General features: G+C 39.1%; 19 protein-coding genes and 1 tRNA gene. 10 read left to right on the top strand and 10 right to left on the bottom strand.

Annotated elements, in window-relative coordinates:
• Positions 1–507: 507 nt before the first annotated feature.
• The 4 genes from UCH003_RS01410 (at position 508) to UCH003_RS01395 (ending at position 3345) form a co-directional block, all read left to right on the top strand.
• On the top strand, positions 508–903 hold the full coding sequence (locus UCH003_RS01410) for a DUF6232 family protein (protein WP_060825135.1): 396 nt from the start codon (positions 508–510) through the stop codon (positions 901–903).
• Positions 904–1179: 276 nt separating this feature from the next.
• Positions 1180–1629 carry a hypothetical protein gene (locus UCH003_RS01405; protein ID WP_060825134.1) on the top strand — a complete coding sequence of 150 codons (450 nt, stop codon included), beginning with the start codon at positions 1180–1182 and terminating at the stop codon, positions 1627–1629.
• Between the two features lie 148 nt (positions 1630–1777).
• Positions 1778–2902: a hypothetical protein gene (locus UCH003_RS01400; protein ID WP_060825133.1), complete on the top strand. Its 1125-nt coding sequence runs from the start codon at positions 1778–1780 to the stop codon at positions 2900–2902.
• A 203-nt stretch (positions 2903–3105) separates the two neighbouring features.
• Positions 3106–3345: a hypothetical protein gene (locus UCH003_RS01395; protein WP_060825132.1), complete on the top strand. Its 240-nt coding sequence runs from the start codon at positions 3106–3108 to the stop codon at positions 3343–3345.
• Positions 3346–4282: 937 nt separating this feature from the next.
• Here the strand turns inward: UCH003_RS01395 and UCH003_RS01390 are convergent.
• From UCH003_RS01390 to UCH003_RS01365, 6 genes are all read right to left on the bottom strand, one after another.
• Positions 4283–5515 carry a tyrosine-type recombinase/integrase gene (locus UCH003_RS01390; RefSeq protein ID WP_060825131.1) on the bottom strand — a complete coding sequence of 411 codons (1233 nt, stop codon included), beginning with the start codon at positions 5513–5515 and terminating at the stop codon, positions 4283–4285.
• A gap of 237 nt (positions 5516–5752) precedes the next feature.
• A tRNA-Ser gene (locus UCH003_RS01385) sits at positions 5753–5840 on the bottom strand.
• Between the two features lie 85 nt (positions 5841–5925).
• Complete coding sequence (locus UCH003_RS01380) at positions 5926–7002, bottom strand: methyl-accepting chemotaxis protein (RefSeq protein WP_060825130.1); 1077 nt, start codon at positions 7000–7002, stop codon at positions 5926–5928.
• 67 nt (positions 7003–7069) lie between these two features.
• Positions 7070–7546: a hypothetical protein gene (locus tag UCH003_RS01375; RefSeq protein ID WP_041963085.1), complete on the bottom strand. Its 477-nt coding sequence runs from the start codon at positions 7544–7546 to the stop codon at positions 7070–7072.
• Position 7547: 1 nt separating this feature from the next.
• Positions 7548–9131 carry an aspartate:alanine exchanger family transporter gene (locus UCH003_RS01370; RefSeq protein ID WP_041963086.1) on the bottom strand — a complete coding sequence of 528 codons (1584 nt, stop codon included), beginning with the start codon at positions 9129–9131 and terminating at the stop codon, positions 7548–7550.
• Between the two features lie 70 nt (positions 9132–9201).
• Positions 9202–9738, bottom strand: a complete 537-nt coding sequence (locus tag UCH003_RS01365; RefSeq protein WP_060825129.1) for a carboxymuconolactone decarboxylase family protein — start codon at positions 9736–9738, stop codon at positions 9202–9204.
• A gap of 155 nt (positions 9739–9893) precedes the next feature.
• Here UCH003_RS01365 and UCH003_RS01360 point away from each other — a divergent pair, with 155 nt between their 5' ends.
• The 3 genes from UCH003_RS01360 (at position 9894) to UCH003_RS01350 (ending at position 11808) form a co-directional block, all read left to right on the top strand.
• On the top strand, positions 9894–10460 hold the full coding sequence (locus UCH003_RS01360; RefSeq protein WP_060825128.1) for a TetR/AcrR family transcriptional regulator: 567 nt from the start codon (positions 9894–9896) through the stop codon (positions 10458–10460).
• A complete protein-coding gene (locus tag UCH003_RS01355; protein WP_060825127.1) occupies positions 10457–10894 on the top strand; it encodes a GNAT family N-acetyltransferase in 438 nt (145 codons plus the stop codon). The genes UCH003_RS01360 and UCH003_RS01355 overlap by 4 nt, the downstream gene beginning before the upstream one ends.
• Positions 10895–10962: 68 nt before the next feature.
• Complete coding sequence (locus tag UCH003_RS01350; protein WP_060825126.1) at positions 10963–11808, top strand: AraC family transcriptional regulator; 846 nt, start codon at positions 10963–10965, stop codon at positions 11806–11808.
• Here UCH003_RS01350 and amrB read toward each other — a convergent pair whose 3' ends face one another.
• From amrB to amrA, 3 genes are read right to left on the bottom strand one after another with little or no spacing between them, the layout of a single operon-like run.
• The gene (amrB, locus tag UCH003_RS01345; RefSeq protein ID WP_060825125.1) at positions 11809–12600 is read right to left on the bottom strand and encodes an AmmeMemoRadiSam system protein B; all 792 of its coding nucleotides are present in this window, start codon (positions 12598–12600) and stop codon (positions 11809–11811) included.
• Positions 12593–13582, bottom strand: coding sequence for an AmmeMemoRadiSam system radical SAM enzyme (gene amrS / locus UCH003_RS01340; RefSeq protein WP_060825124.1), 990 nt, complete (start codon positions 13580–13582; stop codon positions 12593–12595). The genes amrB and amrS overlap by 8 nt, the downstream gene beginning before the upstream one ends.
• The gene (amrA, locus tag UCH003_RS01335; protein WP_060825123.1) at positions 13582–14124 is read right to left on the bottom strand and encodes an AmmeMemoRadiSam system protein A; all 543 of its coding nucleotides are present in this window, start codon (positions 14122–14124) and stop codon (positions 13582–13584) included. Before amrA ends, amrS begins: the two co-directional genes overlap by 1 nt.
• Positions 14125–14227: 103 nt before the next feature.
• Here amrA and UCH003_RS01330 point away from each other — a divergent pair, with 103 nt between their 5' ends.
• The 3 genes from UCH003_RS01330 to UCH003_RS01320 are packed head-to-tail and all read left to right on the top strand — an operon-like array spanning position 14228 to position 16415.
• A complete protein-coding gene (locus UCH003_RS01330; RefSeq protein WP_060825122.1) occupies positions 14228–14626 on the top strand; it encodes a hypothetical protein in 399 nt (132 codons plus the stop codon).
• 54 nt (positions 14627–14680) lie between these two features.
• Positions 14681–15472 (top strand): AraC family transcriptional regulator, encoded by a 792-nt coding sequence (locus UCH003_RS01325; protein WP_060825121.1) that lies wholly within the window; start codon positions 14681–14683, stop codon positions 15470–15472.
• Positions 15473–15515: 43 nt separating this feature from the next.
• On the top strand, positions 15516–16415 hold the full coding sequence (locus UCH003_RS01320) for a DMT family transporter (RefSeq protein WP_041963105.1): 900 nt from the start codon (positions 15516–15518) through the stop codon (positions 16413–16415).
• Here UCH003_RS01320 and UCH003_RS01315 read toward each other — a convergent pair.
• On the bottom strand, positions 16378–16950 hold the full coding sequence (locus UCH003_RS01315) for a YqiA/YcfP family alpha/beta fold hydrolase (protein ID WP_060825120.1): 573 nt from the start codon (positions 16948–16950) through the stop codon (positions 16378–16380). The genes UCH003_RS01320 and UCH003_RS01315 overlap by 38 nt on opposite strands.
• Between the last annotated feature and the right edge of the window lie 29 nt (positions 16951–16979).

Here is a 16979-nt window from a genome sequence, read left to right as displayed (position 1 = left end):
TGTAATAAAGACCGCCACCGTCTGTGAGGCGATAAGATTTACTTTGTGGCTTAGCTTTCCTTAATTCAATATCTGTGAGTGGTAGAACTTTTTTAGGCATTGTTAACACCTTTTTTACAGTAGTTTTTTGAGATACTATAGACAGTGTTTATTATACTGTAAAAACTACTGTAAAAAATCTTATTTTTAATTAAATAACATCAATTTAATTCAGAGGAATAAAAGCTTTAAATCGCCTATTTATAGGTGTTTCAATATTTTATTTGATGGGATTTGAACTCTCTTGTAGGAAGAAATGGCAGAGAGGAAGGGAAAATTTGCCAAAATTTATTATATCCACAAAACCCCTTAATTGGGGGATTTGCTAACATCTTATTCCTTTTTTGATTAAATTATAACATAAAAATGTTGGACAAATAGTTGGACACTTAAAATTTTCATTGAAAAGAAATTTAAGTTCTATTCATTTTGTAGTACAATACAATCTAAAATTATTAGAGGTAATTTATGGAAGAAAAGGTATTTTTTGATAATGGTCATTTTAAAATAACTAATATAAGATTTATAAATGGAAATCAAACATATTTATTGAATGGTATTACAAGTATAAAAGCATCTTCTTTTATAGTAACTAATAGTGATTTTGTTAGAACTTTAATTTTATTTATTTTCCTCATATCTATGATTGGTTTGATTTTGACAAAACTAGCAACTTTAATAAATTTTTTAATATTAGGGATTGTTCTTGCCTTAATAGCAAAATTTTTTTATAAAAAAAGAACTAAATATATTTTAATTCTTCAAACATCAAGTGGTGAAAGTGAGGCTCTTACAACTTTTAATAAAGAGTTTTTTGATATTATCAAAACTAACCTAGATAATGCAATAGTAGCAAGAGGATAAAGCATTTTTCATCTTCAACCTCAAAAGGAATTAGGGGGTGTAACCCTTACATACTCACTACTTCTACCCGCCACTTTTAAACTTTTTTCTAAATTCTTCAAAACTCCTATAAGTAAGCTATTTACTAGCTTTTTTAGTTCTTTTTCTTCATAGTTTATTCCTTGTTTTTTTAAAATTGACATAGCCTATTTTACCCACAATTAATGAATATTTAATACTATTGAAATAATAATAATTTTAAGTTAATATTTTATAGAAATTAAAAGAGGAAGATACATGATTATAAACAGTATGATAGTTTTAGTTTTGGCATATGCTGCTCTTGGTTATTTTGGTTATTTTGATAAGATACCAATAGTTCTTCAAATTATACTAGGTGGTGTACTTCTATGGATAGTTTCAATTGTATCACAAGCAATTGATATTTCAAATGCAAAAGCAAGAAGAAATGAACTATCTAAAAAAATCCCACTTTTTAATACATCTGACATTGGAAGAAATTATATTGCATTGGGTATGGTTGAGGGTTCAGCAAATAATCAACATATAGCTATTGTTAAATGTCTGGAACAAGCTCAAGAAATGGATGCAAATGCAATTGTGAATTTTCAATTAGTTACTTCTACAAATGTTTATACTGAGACAAATGTATTTAATAAAAATGATAAAACTGTTAATTCAAATGTAAAGTATTTTTATACAGGTACAGCAGTAAAATATAAATAATTCTACATAGTTAAAAGGGGTTAAGGGTGTAACCCTTGCATACGCATCCCCCTTGTGGGGTGCTAAGTATGCTAAACAATAAAACCAATAAACTCATAAAAAAATTTAAAAACAACTAATTAAGCTCATATAACTAAAAAGGATTTATATGAGCAACTACATTTCACTACACGCAAAATACTACAAATCAAATGACTACAAACACATTTATGAACACGACTTTAGAATAAGTAATGTAACTTACAAGCTTCAATATTCAAATTACAAAAATTTTAACTATGAATTTGAAAAATTTGAAGATTTATCTAGCCAAAAAGCCCACATTTTGGCTAAAAAAAACACAAAAGCACAAGCAAAAGAAAACACTATTGTGGAATTTGTATGTGCATTGTCAAGGGAAGAAACAGAAAAAATTTTAAAAGAAAAAGATGGTTATGAAAAATTAAATAATGCCTTAAAAATGACAATGGAAGAAATATCAAAAAGGTATGGTTTTACCAATATTTTCTATGCTTTCCATGGTGATGAGGGGTATAAAAATGGGGCAGACAATATACACAATTTTCATGCCCACTTATGCTTTTATAATTTTGATTTTGAAAAAGAAAAAAGTGTATTAAGAACTCTCAAAAAAGATGATTTTGCAAAGTTTCAAGATTTGGCTGCAGAATGCTTTAAAAAATGTGGTCTTGATTTTGTGAGGGGTGAAAAAAAAGAGGTCAAGGGGAAGGACCACCTTGAGAGAAAATATTATATTTCAAGTAAGAAAGAAGTAATAAAAGATATAAATAATTATTTAGATACTAGTGTAAAAAATGTTATTCATAGCTCTACAGAAAAAGGCATTTTTAGCAATAAATTAGATACCAATCTTCTAAAACAAAACATTAAAAAAGAGGTCTTAAAAGCCCTAAAATTTGACCTTGTACCCAAAAGTGACAAAGAGAAAATTAAAAAATTTGATGAACAAAAATTACAAATTGATATGTTAAAAAAAGAAAATTTGGAGTTATTAGAAATTAAAAAAGAAGCTATAAAATTGCTAGAAAAATTTGAAAATAATGATATAAATGAAGAAAATGAAAACTTAAAAAATGATGTGAAAAGGGGTGAAGCTGCAAACAATATTTTGAGACAAGAACTAAAAATTGAGAAACAAGAAAATGAGAATTTGAATAAAAAATTATCTGAACAAAATACAATTATTGCCAATTTAAATAATCAATTACAAGCCTCAAAAATGAGCTCAAAAAACAAAAATATAGATAGATAAAATAACGCAAATTAGGATGATATTATCATTCTTTCTTGAGTTATTTGTGATTGTATATATAACCGCTTCGCTGGTTGTCGCTCTCGCTCCGTTTAAAAGAGGGGCTAGCCCTCTTTAGAGCATAGTTCACAAATTTTGTGAAAAAATAGCATTTTATAAAAATTTAAGTTATAATTAAGTTTAAATTAATTTAAGGAGTTACTATGATTTTAATAAAACTATTTTTTAAAATATTGGAAAACTTGGACGAAGATTTCCTTTTAATTTTAAAAGAAAGAAAAATGCTAGAGGAAGAAGATTTTGAGGAAGCCAAAGAATTGGCTAAAAAAATAGCTATGGACCAAGAAGAAAGAAACAAGTTTAACCTTGAACTTTTTCAAGCTCTACACGAAAAAATTGAAAAAAAAGGAGAGAGGGATGGTAACGACCTTGAAATTAAGTAAATAAAGGGGTTTTATAGCCCTTTTTAGACACTTTTTTAAGAAATCCCACTCAAAGTACAGTTTTAAAAAAACTAGGCTAAAAACCCCATTTTCTGAATGAGGGGGTGCAGGGAATTCAGGGGGAGCATTATACTTCAACTTAACTTCTCTCTAATTTTTTTGGGCTGAGAGGTACCCTCCACCACCTAGGGCTGAGCCCAAATTTTAATACGTGTAATAATTCTGACTTGACAATAACTATATTTATTTCAAAAATTCTTATTTGAAAATATATTTCTCAATGTATATTAGTTTCTTAGTATATTGTATATTTCTCATATATTTACTATATTTTAAGTTCTAGCTAACAAAACAAGAATGTGTAAAAAATATAAGAAACTTCTAGTACATTATATTTTTGAAACATTTATTTTGAAAATCTAAAGTTTACAACATACCTATTTTGTTCTTGCTCTAAAGAGAAAGGGCTTCGCCCATTTTTCAAAAGGGTCTTAAAAACTTGTGGTCAAGCACAAGTTTTTAAGTGTTGTATATTTCTCAATACTTGATAGTTTCTAAGAATATTATTACTAACTACTATATATTATATATACTTAAGTGTACTACTAATAAAAATAATAACTATTTTAAAGTTTATTGGATAGTGTAACTTGTTAGTAATTTACTGCGTAAATATACTAACAAGTTGTGTTATAAATTAGAATACAAGGTATTCTAATTTATAACTAATATGTTTAATAGAGAGTAGTTTTAAAGAGTAGTATTATTACTATATAATAAAATAGTTATTATTTTATATACAAAAATTAGTTATAAGAGTAGAATCTACTTTACAACTCTAAATAGCTCTTTTTCTATTGTTTTTTGCAAATCCCTACATTTATACAATTTTTACAAAATCATTCCATTTAAGGGCTAAAAAATGCTCAAATTTGACTTATTTTAATTCAAATTGTTCCATCAATTCTTTATAAATTTCAAAATTGATTTTTTTTGCATATGTTTGTAATGTTAATTTGTCTTCATCTGGGATAGAATGTCCCACCATCATTTGTACCAATGTTTTTTTACTAATATCTTTATTTACAAGCTTTTGTATAAATGTACTCCTTAAAGTGTGAAAAGTTTGTTTTTCTAGTAAACTAATATCTAATTTTTTTAGAATTTTGTTGGAATTTTTAGTGTGATAATTTATTATTTCTTTTTCTTCTTTTTCATTTCTGTATTTTACTTTTAAATTATCTATCAAGTCAGTAAAATCCCTTTTTTTCAAAAGTGGGTGAATTGGAACTGTTCTATTACCATTCTCTGTTTTTGCATCTTTAACAATAAATCTATCTGTTTCTACATTCTCTTTTTTTAGTTTGAGAATTTCTGATATTCTACAACCACTATAAATAGCAATTTTGAATAAATTGTAGTAGTTAAATGTTTTTTGTCTTTGCTTATTAAAAGAATAAAATTTGTCTTTATCTATTGCTAAAATTTTTAAAAGTTGTTCATCTGTAAAGTTGTCTTTTTCAACTTTTTCTTCTTTGAATTGTTTGATATTTTTTAAAAAATTCTTGTCTAAAAGCTCTCTATCTTCACCAAAATGAAAAAAACTTGAAAGTGTTTGAATGTGATTATTTAAAGTAACTTTACTTAATAGTTTTCCCTTGCTTTCACTTTCTGTATTTTGCAAATAGATTTTTAAATCATCTTGATTTTTGTAATTTAACTCATTTAAATTTTTATTTTCAAAAAACTTTTTTGTAAAATTAAAAGTACCTTGATAGCTTTGATAACTTTCAATCCCCACATCGTCGTCTGCTTTTTTCTTTTCCAAAAATTCATTATATAATGTTTCAAAATTTATAAATTTTAACTCATTTGTTTTAAGCAAAAAATCCATTTTTTGAGATAATTGATTAATTGCTGCTTCATGTTGATAGTCTTTTTTTAATGTTTTATTTTCTTGAGCCAAATCTAATGTTTTAATTAGTAGTTCTTTTTTTTCTTTTGCATTTTTCCCCCGTATTAAAAGTGTTTGTATCTCTTGCAATTTTTCTTTTTTTATTTCTTTTTCTTCTTGTAATGAATTTATCTCATCTTGTAGTTTTATGCAATTTTCTTGTTTTTCTTGTAATTTTTGTAAAATAATTTCTATTGTTTCTTCTTGTTTTTGCATATTTAAATTCTTTAAAATTTTATCTCTTAGGATTATACAATATTCTAAATTGTTACTTTTTAAAGAGATTTTGTAAGGAATGTTATGAATTTTCTTACTAAAGTAATAAACATTATTTCTTTTATAAAGGTATTTTGTGTTGTGTTGGACAGGTGTTGGACAAAAAGTTGGACACTTTAAATTATTAAAATCTAAAATCTCTTGAAAGTGGCTATTTATGGGGGTTTGAGGATATACTGGCAGAGAGGAAGGGATTCGAACCCTCGGTGAGTTGCCCCACACACGCGTTCCAGGCGTGCTCCTTCAACCGCTCGGACACCTCTCTATTTTTGAAAGAACTGGAAGTATAACGATTTTGTGCTTATTTGAGGATTAATGGCTTGACATGTCAAGCCATTAATCCTTCTTTTTTACGATTTACGAATCGCCTTAAACGCTTCAATGAGTTTTTCAAAGCCGATTTTACTTGATTTTTCAACTGCTTTAAACGCTTCGATACCCTCGGACGTACTGTTTTTTGTCGCAAAAATTTCAACGGCTTTTTTAAGCCCTTCGTGTACACGCATATGGTGATCGCCCACTTCATGAACGATGTTGGTATTGAGTAACTGTTGCACGTTTGTAAACCATTTGCCGAAGCGGCATGACGTGTGTCCCATAATGTCGGTATTTTGACGCTTTAATGCGGCATTGTAGCCTCTGAGTTTGAGTAAAATATGGTCGATTTTACCGTTACTGACGGAAATTTCGTTGGTGACGTTGTCGCATTTATTGGTAATGCTCGTCGAATTGGAAAGCACCGTTTGAATTTCGACGGAAAATTTATCCAAAATCGCCATAGAAGCGCGTGATTCGGTTTGGAACGTTTCACTCGTATCTGCCATAGAGTTGGTGTTTTGTTTCAAAATGCTGATATTCGACTCGACTTCCAAAGTCGCTTTTTGCGTGCGCTCCGCCAGTTTTCGTACCTCATCGGCAACGACGGCAAATCCGCGTCCGTGTTCTCCCGCCCGTGCGGCTTCGATCGCGGCATTGAGTGCAAGAAGATTGGTTTGATCGGAAATATCTTTAATCAAATTGATAATATCGCTAATCGCCGAAACGCTACTTGAGAGATTTTCCACGTCACGCGTAAAGTTTTGCGTGAGAAGTTGGATTTTTTCCATCGACGTTAAAATCTCTTGGGTTTGTTTCTCGACGTTTTGACCGCCGAGCATCGAAGCATCGTTCAGCGTGTTGATTTCGCCGAGCATCGTCAGGCTTTCTTCAATGGTATTTTGTAAAAAATTCATACCGTCTTCGTAACTTCCGAGTAAAATAGAAAGAAGCTCTTCTTTGCTCGTGTCTACCGACTCGTTAAGCGACGTCGTTTGAAGATCGTGTTGTGCAAGACGGTACGTTTCAACCTCTTGACGTGCGGTTTGAAGTTCTTGTTTTAAGCGTTGGTTTTCGCTTTCCAGCTCTGCGATTCGTTTTGAACCAAACATCCTTGCCCCTTTTGCGTTTTATCGAGTGGTATTATAACGCAAGCAACGTGATTTTTGCGTTACATCCTTAATAGTATCCTACACAAATTCCACTACTAAGCTGAATCTTTTTTTCCAAGGGCGAGGGTCCGAAATAGCGGCATTTTTCGATATAAATGTGGTAGCCGTAATCCAAGTTCAAATCATCGTAAAATTTTTTGAGATTGACGAATTTAATATCGCAAACGTCGATGATATTGAGTGCTTTGTAGATGCAAGAGTTGTTGCCTTCGATAAGGTGTGAGGGAGCTAGCCCCGTGTATTTGCAAAAGGCTTGAGATTGCACCATACCGCTAAGATCGGTACATTTGGCAACGATAGATCGATATTTGGGCAAGATGCTCTCTTTACGTAAAAAAACAACCCGAGCATCGTCGAATTTTGCCGCTTCCACGCCTTTCCAATAACGATAAGCGTTCGATGAAATCCCTGCAAGCAGACTCAATTCTTTGTTTAAAACATAGTGGTTGAGCCAATGGTTGTGCGTGAGGACGTTCATCTGCATGTTACATCATCTTCATACCCAATTGCGCCAAGACGATAACCAAGACCAGCCCTAAAGGATAGACGGCGGCATATGCGATGGAGGGATAATCGGTTTTGGTAATGTTGTTCGCCATCGTTAAGGTCGGCGTCGAGGTCATCGCTCCGGAGAGAAGTCCCAAAATATCGATAAAGTTCATTTTAAAAATCGCACGGCAAATCAACGCAACCACGGCAAGCGCGACCAACAATGCGCCCAATGCGACCAAAATAGGGATAAACCCGTTATTTTCTAAAGACTCGACCAAGTATTTACCCGCATTCGTACCGAGCGTTGCCATAAAGATCAACTGTCCCAAGGTTTTCAAAAGCGACGTCGAGTGCGGCGAGAGATTCCACACGATCGGTCCGACGCGCCCGAGTCGTCCGAGCACCAATGCCGAAATCAAAATGCCGCCCACGAAACTGAGCTTAATCGTTCCGACAAACGGTAACGCAAGCGGAACGCTTCCCAAAAGAATGCCGACGACGACGCCGAGGGCTATCGGTAAAAAGTCTGCCGCGGGGTATTTTAAAAGGTCGTTACCGATGATTTTCGTTACTTTTTCGGCGTACATCTCGGGAGCGACGACATGGAGTTTATCACCCAAGCGCAACGTCAAATTCGGATAAGCCGCGATGTCGATACCCGCACGTCGAACCTTCGTAATAACCGCGCGAAGCGATTTAAGCTCTTTGACCGTACCGATTTTTTTACCGATGATCTCTTTGGACGTCGTTAAAAGCCGTAAAACGATCATATTGTCGTCAAAAACATGCTCTTCGCCGATACTCTCTCCCAGAACGATGCTAAGGTTGCCAAGCTGTTCTTCCGTTCCGCAGACGCGAATGACGTCGCCGTAGCGAAGCAAAATGTCGTCGTCTTCGGTGCTATCGATTTTCTCGGTGCTCATGCGTTCGATCACCGTGGAAGTCATGGCTTCGATTTGCGATTTTTTAATTTGCGTGGTTTTAAAATTTTCGTTCGTGATGCGAAAGTTGCGTGTCAAAATATCGGGAAACCGGCTCTTTTGCGCCGCTTCGTACGCTTCAACCTCTTTTTGCAAATCAACGCGGAAAAAAACGGGCAAAAGGCGTATAAACAAAACAGTCGCGACGATACCGAAAGGGTACACCAAACCAAACATAACCGACGTTGCGGGCGTATGCTTGATCTCCAAAGCCGCCGCCAATGCCGGAACGGAAGTCAACGCACCGGTAAAAATACCGTCGATAATGGTTTTGGGCATATGCAAAAAATGTCCGGTAGCGAAGATAATCACAAACAAAACAACGAGCAAAAGTGCCGCTAAAAGATTGAGTTTGAGACCTTCGTGTTTGATCGTGTCAAAAAAACCGGGACCGGATTGTAGCCCGACCGCATAGATAAAAATCGCCAAACCGAAATACTGAAACGCATCGGAAATAACCATACCGTAATGCCCCGCGATGAGTGCTACGATAAGCATCGCGGTCACATCGAGTGAAAAACCTTTGATTTTGACGTTGCCTAAGATATAACCGACGGAGATAATGGCAAAAAGATAGAAAATTTCGTTATTGATCATAAATAAAAATGCCTTAAAAGAATTAGGCGTATTATACCTTAATTAGCCGTTACTTTTAAGGCAAACGTGACTAAAAATCTTTTTCGATTTTAAAGGCATCGAAGATAATGTCGATGGCTGACATACGCGCACCGTGATTGGTTGCATCCAAAATTTCACCGTCGCTGTAGCCAAGATCGCGCAAGGCTTGGACGTCTTTGGCTTCCACATCGTGTGGGGTTCGAACGGCTTTTAAAACGAAAAGGAGCATCGCTTTTTCTTTTTCATCCAGCTTGGCATTTTGCGGATCGGCGCGCATCGCTTCGACTTCTTTGGGCGTCCAGCCTAACATGTTAATCAGAATGGAAGCGTTCATATCGACACAGTAGCTGCAACTGTTTTTATCGGAAATGAGCATACGAATGCTAGCTAGCAAAGGCATCGAAAGACTTTTTTGTTTTAACATGTAGTATTCGATAAAGCTCATTTGCTGTTTGATCAGTTCGGGGCTTGCGCTAAAAATTTGCGCCGAATTGCTCACGCGCCCGCGCATCGCCGTAATGTTTCCGTAAAGTTCCGCCAATTCTCCCGTGGCATCTTCGGGTTTGATCGTTTGAATCAATGGCATTATGTTTCCTTTGAAAATGATGGTGTCGATACGAGCGTTTAAACGCGACTGGATAACTTGACCGTTTAGTCAAGACGCATTCTAACAAAATTTGACCGATTAGTCAAGTCTCAAAGAACTGTGCTATAATACGTTAGAAACATAAGGACGATACGATGGAAACAACACGCGATAAGCTGATAAACGCTACCTTTGACGAGGTTTTTTCACACGGTTACCAAGGTGCGTCGCTTGCCGACATTTTAGCCAAAGCGGGCGTGCACAAAGGCTCCATGTACCACTTCTTTGCCAATAAAAAAGAGATGGCCTTAGCCGCCATCGAAGAGACGATCCTCAAAAAGAATGCTGACAAATACCGCTACGTCGAAACCTACACCAGCGGCTTTTTGGAGGAGTTTTACAAGCAGTTGCATGACACCTCTGTGCGAGATTTCAAACGAGGCTGCCCCATCGCTAACATCGTCCAAGAGATGTCCAACATTGATGAAGATTTTAATACGCTCATGAAGTCCATCTACGGAGCGTTTCGCGCGAATATTAAAGCCATTTTGGACAAAGCCATCGAAGTTAAAGAGATGAAACCGTGCGATACAACGAAGCTTGCACTTTTCATCACCTCAACCATTGAAGGTGCCATTTTAGCGGCTAAAGCAAGTGGAAATGCGCAGGATTATGTTGATGTAATCGAAGAGTTGATAGAGCATATTGAGAGGAAGAGATGACAATAGCAAACGTTACGAAGGCAGATTTGCCAGAGTTATCGATTTTATTTAAAGAGTTTATTGGTATTTTCAGTAATCTTGAAAAAATGTCATTAAGCTTAGATTTGATGATGCAAAATCAAAATTATGTTGTGCTAGGAGCTACAGTCAATAATGAATTTGTAGCTTCAGCAATGGGGATTATTTGCTTTGATTTAGTGGGAGAATGTCAACCTTTTATGGTAATAGAAAATGTGGTGGTCGCAAAAAAATTCAGAGGCCAAGGGATTGGTAAAGAACTTGTTAGAGCTTTAGAGCAAAAGGCATTAGCTGAAAATTGTCACTATATAATGTTGGTTTCTTCATCTAGTAGAGAAGGTGCACATTCTTTTTATCGATCACTTGGATATGATGTTGACGTCAAAGGTTTTAAAAAAATAATTTCTAAAACTTAGCAATATCGGAGTAGTTTTAATTCCCCGATTTTTCTACAATACTCCAAACGCAAAGCAAAAGAGGCAAGATGAAAGAGAGTACCCGCGAAGACTACGTTCGCTTGGTGTATAAAGTTGTTTTTTACATCGAGCAAAATGCGGACAAAGAGCTCAGTCTTGAGGAGCTTTCACGTATAGCGGGGTTTTCAAAGTACCATTTTCATCGCATCTTCAAAACCGTGACGGGTGAAAACATCGGCGATTTTATCGCTCGGGTAAGGCTGGTTTATTCGGCGTGGAAGCTCAAAACTGAGCCTAAGATCACCGATGTAGCGCTCTCGTGTGGGTTTGAGACCAACGCCTCTTTTTCTAAAGCGTTCAAAAACCGTTTTGGCATGAGTCCGCGTGCGTATGCGACTCAGCTCAAAGCGAAAAAAGGAGTGGTGATGCTAAAACCAACGTTTGTCGAGTTCAAACCTTTGAGTGTTTTTTACGTGAGAAAAACGGGAGCGTACGAAACCTCTTCGTGCGAGGCGTGGAGTGTTTTGATGGCGTTTGCGTATGAGCAAAAGATGAAGTTTGGAAAAAATATTATGGGCAAAGCGACGATGCACTTTGGTGTCGGTCACGATAACCCGAGTCTGGTCGAGCAAAATTTACTGCGTTATGACGCGTGCATTACTTGCGAAGATGAGAGCATCGAGCCTAAAGGCGAAGTCTTCAAAAAAGTGCTTGAGGGCGGAAAGTGCGCGGTGTTTTTGCATAAAGGTGCGTATGAAAATCTCAAATTAACCTACGCGCAGATTATGGATTGGGTGGTTGGTGAAGGTGTTGGGCTTCGAGACGCACCTTTGTTTGAAAAGTACCTCAACCGCGACCCTAGACGCACGAAACCTGAGAACTTGCGCACCGAGATTTACGTGCCGATAGTGTAATTACCCCAACACAAACGAAGCGTAACCGACGACACGGCTTGCGTCTTTGGTGCGATCGTAACTGGTGCGATAGTCCAAAAAGTAGGGTTTAAGTCCAAAGTTTGGCGCACTTTGCACCAGTGCTTTCACGCCCGTGAGTCCACAGGCTTCACAGCCGTGCGAGAGTTTTTGGAGGCTAAGCTGTGAAATAGCGTCGATGCACGTTTGATCGAGCGCGTTGGCGCGTTCTTGCGTGTAAAAATGGCTTAAATCGGTGCTAATGACAAGCAAGGTTTGCTCTTCGCGAAGTACGGTGTCGATGAGGCGTGAAAGCTCCGTATGCGCAAGGTCGCCGTAGACGATTTCGACGACTTTGGCGTGTTTGAAGTAGTGACGGATGAAGGGCATCTGCACTTCGGTGGAGTGCTCTTCGTGTGCATTGGGGTGAAAATCTAAAAAAGCAAACTCTTTTTGGAGCGTATGAGTGTACGTAAGGTCGATTTCCAGCTCGCCGCAGGGCGTGTGATACGCCTCGTACAACGCGACGGAAGCACCTGCGATGTAGACGCGATGACTAGGACCGATGACCACGACACGTTTGATGTCGGGGCATTTTAAAGCGGCGTAGCGGTAGGCAAGATTGGCGGTGTAGCCACTGTAAATGTAGCCCGCATGCGGCACGACAAGCGCTTTTGGCGAAACGTCGAAAGTCGGCTTGAGGGCTGCTTGATTAAAGTGCTCGATATAGCGTTGGATTTCAGCGCAACTTTCGGGGTAAAACATGCCGGCAACGGCTGATTTTCGTTTAGTCATCAAAAACTCCTGCGAGTTTGGTGTGGCATTTTGGACAGCATCCCTCGATCAAAGAGTTTGCCGTGACTTCAAAGCGGTGACGCTTGATCAAAACAGCGTTACATGTAACGCACCGTGTTGGGTTTTCAAAGTTTGCATTGCCGATGTAGATGTGTTTCAGTCCGACCTTTTTACCAAGATTTTGCGCACGCTCTAGCGTTTGGAGGGGCGTTGTAGGCAGTGAAAGCTCATGATAATCAGGGTGAAACGCGCTGATGTGCCACGGGGTCTGCTCTCCTAACTCTTTGGCGATAAACGAAGCGATGGAAGAGAGCTCCTCATCGGAGTCGTTTTGGCTGGGAATGACGAGAGTGGTAACTTCGACCCAGATGCCGTTTTGCTTGAAATGTTTGAGGTTTTCCAAAACGATCTCCAGGCTGCCGCCTAGATTTTTTTTGTAGGAGTCGTGGTTAAATGACTTAAGATCGACATTGACCGCGTCGATGACACCTTTCATATCATCGATCACTTCACTTGATTCAAAACCGTTGGTCACAAAGATGTTTTTAATGCCCCTTTTGTGCGCCAAAAGAGCGATGTCACGGGCATAGGGGTAAAAGATGGTCGGTTCATTGTAGGTGTAGGCGATGGAAGCACATTCGTAATGCAGTGCCATCTCGACGATCTGCTCAGGCGTGATGAACTCTTTTACATGTAAGGTTTTTTCTTGAGAAATACTCCAGTTTTGGCAAAACGGACACTTGAAATTACAGCCGATCGTTCCTAAAGAGAGTGCCCTCGTGCCCGGTAAAAAGTGGTAGAGCGGTTTTTTCTCCACAGGGTCTACATGTAACGCCGCGGGATGAGCGTAGACGAGATTTTGGATGACGCCTTGCACGTTTTTATTTACGCCGCAGATGCCGCTTTGTCCCTCTTTGAGACGGCAATAATGCGCGCAGAGCAAGCACACCAGACGAGAACCTTCCGCTTTAAAGTAGGTCATTATTTTACCTTTTCAACCTTGTAACGCCAAATATCGGGATGACTCTCCAAACACCCCGCTTCCAGTCCCGCTTTTTGACACAGGTGTGAAAAAAAGAGCTCAAAACTGGGCAGTTGCTCCCACACTTGGGGTAAAAAGGTCGCTTTTCGCGTCCCTTTTTGCAAGATGATGCCATCTTCTCCCACGCAAATTTTCGACTTCAACTCTTCAACGTCACGGTACGCAACCGCTTCAGGCGCGCTCAAAAGGGAGACTTCGATCTTTACATGTAAAAACTCTTTGGGGCTTAGCGGGTAAAAACGAGGGTCATCAAATGCTGCGGCCTTGGCATTATGTATGAGGTCGTCTAAAAAAGGGCGATGCGCGACAAGCGAGCCGATACAGCCGCGAAGTTGGCGGTCAAGCGTGAGCGTTACAAAGGTCGCTTTGGGCTTTGAAAATTCGGGAAATTGTGCGAGAAGTGCGTTGGTATCAATCGTCGAAGTGTGCTCCAAACCGTCTTGGATCGCCTGTTTTGCAAGAGCAAGAATCACATTGTGCATGGCAACTCCTTATGAGAGCCTCATTATAGAATAAAATGGCTGATACATGTAAAACATTAACACAGTTTTGCTAGACTATCGTAAGAATTTTAAGGAGCAGTGAATGAAACAATGGATGGCAATGATCGTAGGTGTCGCTCTTTTTTCAGGGTGCAGTATGAATTGGAATTTTTGGAGTCAAAAAGCACCCGAACCCGCTAAACAAGAGGCAAAAGCGGCAGATGTTCGTTTCAAATTACAACCGACGGTTTTGATGTACGAGCTCGATATTGCCGATCGCCCGTATAAAAACATGGGCGAAGTGAGTGCTAGCGTCACCAAACTCAACCCGTGGGGAGACGAGCCCAAACAAGCCGACGTTGAAGCCAAGCTCAAAGAAGAAGCTCTCAAAAAAGGTGCGGACGCGCTCATTTTCGTACGCTACGAAAAGCTCGGCGCTTCGTGGAATCGACTGAACGGCATCGAGGGCAAAGCCCAAGCCGTTAAATTTACGCATTACTAAATGATGCGCAATTTTGTACTATTTTAACGTGCAAAATTGCGTTATACTTGTGCTATGAAACTTCCACTTCTTAGCGATACGGCGTTTGAAAATATCGCCGATTCGACCGATAACTTCGCGTTCCATTTTCACGACACCTACACGATCGGGCTAACGTATCGAGGGTTATTTACGTCGCATTACGAGCATCGAATTATTCCGGTGTACGAACACACCGCGCGCATTATCAATCCGGGCGAAATTCACGGCGGAGAGTCGCATGCGTGGCAATACACCAATTTCTATCCCGACGCCGAGCTTTTAAGCACGCTGTACGAGCAGATGTACGGTGAGAAAAAGATGCCGATTTTCGAGCGACATATCATCGAAGACGAAGCACTTTTTAGACATCTTATCGCCTTTTTTCAAGCCGTTTACACCGATGAAGCCGCGATGGTCGTGGAGTCTCGACTCATCGATGCACTTGGCTATTTGATCGCGCATTATGCACGAAAAGCGGCACCCTACCCACCGACATGTCACGAGCCTAAAGCGATGTCGACGGTCATCGAGTACATCCACGATAACATCGAAACGGACATCACGTTAAACGCACTCGCCAAAACCGCACATGTGAGCAAATACCATTTTCTCAGGCTGTTTAAAAACCATACGGGACTGACCCCGCATCAGTACATCATCGCCAAGCGCGTTTGCAAAGCCAAAACGTTGGTGATGCAAGGCGAGGCACTTTCGCATGTCGCGTTGGAGGCGGGCTTTAGCGACCAGTCGCATTTTATCCGAGCGTTTCGCAAGATCTACGGCTATTCGCCCAAGACGTTGCAAAAAAGCAATTTTATTCTATAACTTCTCCATGTAAAAACGGTACACTTCACGCAAGGAGCTTGCTATGGCACATAAAAATCTTTTTTTCTTTTTACTCTTTCTTGCAATGGTCGCGTGGGGCGGTTCGTGGGTCAACGTCAAAATCATAGGACATTACGTCGGGGCTTACGAGATGATCTGGTTGCGTTTCGGCATTACCGCCGTTTCGATGGTTCCGATCATTCTTTGGTTAAAACACTCGTTTAAAATCGACCTTAAAAGCTTCGGTTTGGTTGTTTTGGTCTCGGTGACGCTCATTTTGTACAACAAATACTACTATCTCGGTACGAAATTCGGTACGGCGTCTTTGGGCGGTGCGATGGTTACGACGCTGATTCCGATTTTGACGTTTGTCTTTTTAGCGATTTTGGGAACGAAAAAAGTCACGCGCAAAGATGCGTTTGCATTGATGATAGGCGCGCTTGGCGTTTTAACGATGTTGCACATCTGGACGTTTGATCCGGCGCATATCTGGGTGATCCACAACCTTTACTTTTTGCTGGCGGCGATTTTGTGGGCGGTGCTCACGATTATCAGCTCCAAGTCGACCAAGATTTCGCCGATCGTGTTTACGTTTTACATGTACGTCGTTACGGTTGTGCTCGATTGGGTTTTTTTTGCCGATATCGGCGCGTTGCCTTTTGCGTCGTTCGATCGTGTTTTTTGGATCAATATCGCGTTGATTTCACTCGCCGCGTCCACGTTTGCCAATACCATTTATTTTTTAGGCATTGAAAAACTCGGTGCCGCGGAAGTGAGTTCGTTCGTCTTTTTCGTGCCCTTCTCCGCCATTATTTTAAGTGCGCTCTTTTTGGACGAGAAGCTGGACGTCTTTATCATTTTAGGAACCGTTTTGACGCTTTATGCGGTTAAATTGCTCAACAATATTACAATTTTAAAGCGACGCCGAAAAAACGTTGAATAGCCTCAAAGTGGCGCTCAAGTCCCTCAAAACTGTGAGTGCCGCCCTCTTCGACAATCATCTTCGCTCCCTCTAAAACATCAAACGCCTCTTCGTAGTCTAAGACCTCATCGCCTTTTTGAAGCAAAACAAAGAGGTTTTTGAGATTGGGCTCTTCGATCTCGTAACTCTCTAGCATTTCGACATGTGAAGCGTTCCACTCATACGCCGAGTTATCGTAATAATTGACTCCGTGTCCGATGGCGCGATCTAAAGTTTCGGGTGCATTGATCGCGGGATTGATCAAGACGGCTTTGAGATGGTACTTATCGCTCAAATAAAGCGCGTAATACCCGCCCAAAGAAGAACCCATCAAATAAACCGTTTCGTTCGCGAGATACGACTCGATCAATTCGTCAAGCGTGTGAATCGCAAGATCGGGAATCGTCGGCAAGGATGGCGCAATAAAGCGAATGCCCTTTTCGTGAAAATGCGCACGCAACAATTTTGCCTTGTTCGCTTCTCCGCTTGAGCCGAATCCGTGGATGTAAATAATCATAAGCGCTCCTTTAAAAGTTCATTTTCGTA

Origin of the sequence: Sulfurospirillum cavolei (assembly GCF_001548055.1) — a bacterium.
GTDB lineage: Bacteria > Campylobacterota > Campylobacteria > Campylobacterales > Sulfurospirillaceae > Sulfurospirillum.
This window is presented reverse-complemented; position numbering and strand designations above follow the sequence as displayed.

Coding starts and splice junctions, on each gene's coding strand:
- UCH003_RS01410 (WP_060825135.1), top strand. CDS start 508: ATGGAAGAAAAGGTATTTTTTGATAATGGTCATTTTAAAATAACTAAT.
- UCH003_RS01405 (WP_060825134.1), top strand. CDS start 1,180: ATGATTATAAACAGTATGATAGTTTTAGTTTTGGCATATGCTGCTCTT.
- UCH003_RS01400 (WP_060825133.1), top strand. CDS start 1,778: ATGAGCAACTACATTTCACTACACGCAAAATACTACAAATCAAATGAC.
- UCH003_RS01395 (WP_060825132.1), top strand. CDS start 3,106: ATGATTTTAATAAAACTATTTTTTAAAATATTGGAAAACTTGGACGAA.
- UCH003_RS01390 (WP_060825131.1), bottom strand. CDS start 5,515: ATGCAAAAACAAGAAGAAACAATAGAAATTATTTTACAAAAATTACAA.
- UCH003_RS01380 (WP_060825130.1), bottom strand. CDS start 7,002: ATGTTTGGTTCAAAACGAATCGCAGAGCTGGAAAGCGAAAACCAACGC.
- UCH003_RS01375 (WP_041963085.1), bottom strand. CDS start 7,546: ATGCAGATGAACGTCCTCACGCACAACCATTGGCTCAACCACTATGTT.
- UCH003_RS01370 (WP_041963086.1), bottom strand. CDS start 9,131: ATGATCAATAACGAAATTTTCTATCTTTTTGCCATTATCTCCGTCGGT.
- UCH003_RS01365 (WP_060825129.1), bottom strand. CDS start 9,738: ATGCCATTGATTCAAACGATCAAACCCGAAGATGCCACGGGAGAATTG.
- UCH003_RS01360 (WP_060825128.1), top strand. CDS start 9,894: ATGGAAACAACACGCGATAAGCTGATAAACGCTACCTTTGACGAGGTT.
- UCH003_RS01355 (WP_060825127.1), top strand. CDS start 10,457: ATGACAATAGCAAACGTTACGAAGGCAGATTTGCCAGAGTTATCGATT.
- UCH003_RS01350 (WP_060825126.1), top strand. CDS start 10,963: ATGAAAGAGAGTACCCGCGAAGACTACGTTCGCTTGGTGTATAAAGTT.
- amrB (WP_060825125.1), bottom strand. CDS start 12,600: ATGACTAAACGAAAATCAGCCGTTGCCGGCATGTTTTACCCCGAAAGT.
- amrS (WP_060825124.1), bottom strand. CDS start 13,582: ATGACCTACTTTAAAGCGGAAGGTTCTCGTCTGGTGTGCTTGCTCTGC.
- amrA (WP_060825123.1), bottom strand. CDS start 14,124: ATGCACAATGTGATTCTTGCTCTTGCAAAACAGGCGATCCAAGACGGT.
- UCH003_RS01330 (WP_060825122.1), top strand. CDS start 14,228: ATGAAACAATGGATGGCAATGATCGTAGGTGTCGCTCTTTTTTCAGGG.
- UCH003_RS01325 (WP_060825121.1), top strand. CDS start 14,681: ATGAAACTTCCACTTCTTAGCGATACGGCGTTTGAAAATATCGCCGAT.
- UCH003_RS01320 (WP_041963105.1), top strand. CDS start 15,516: ATGGCACATAAAAATCTTTTTTTCTTTTTACTCTTTCTTGCAATGGTC.
- UCH003_RS01315 (WP_060825120.1), bottom strand. CDS start 16,950: ATGATTATTTACATCCACGGATTCGGCTCAAGCGGAGAAGCGAACAAG.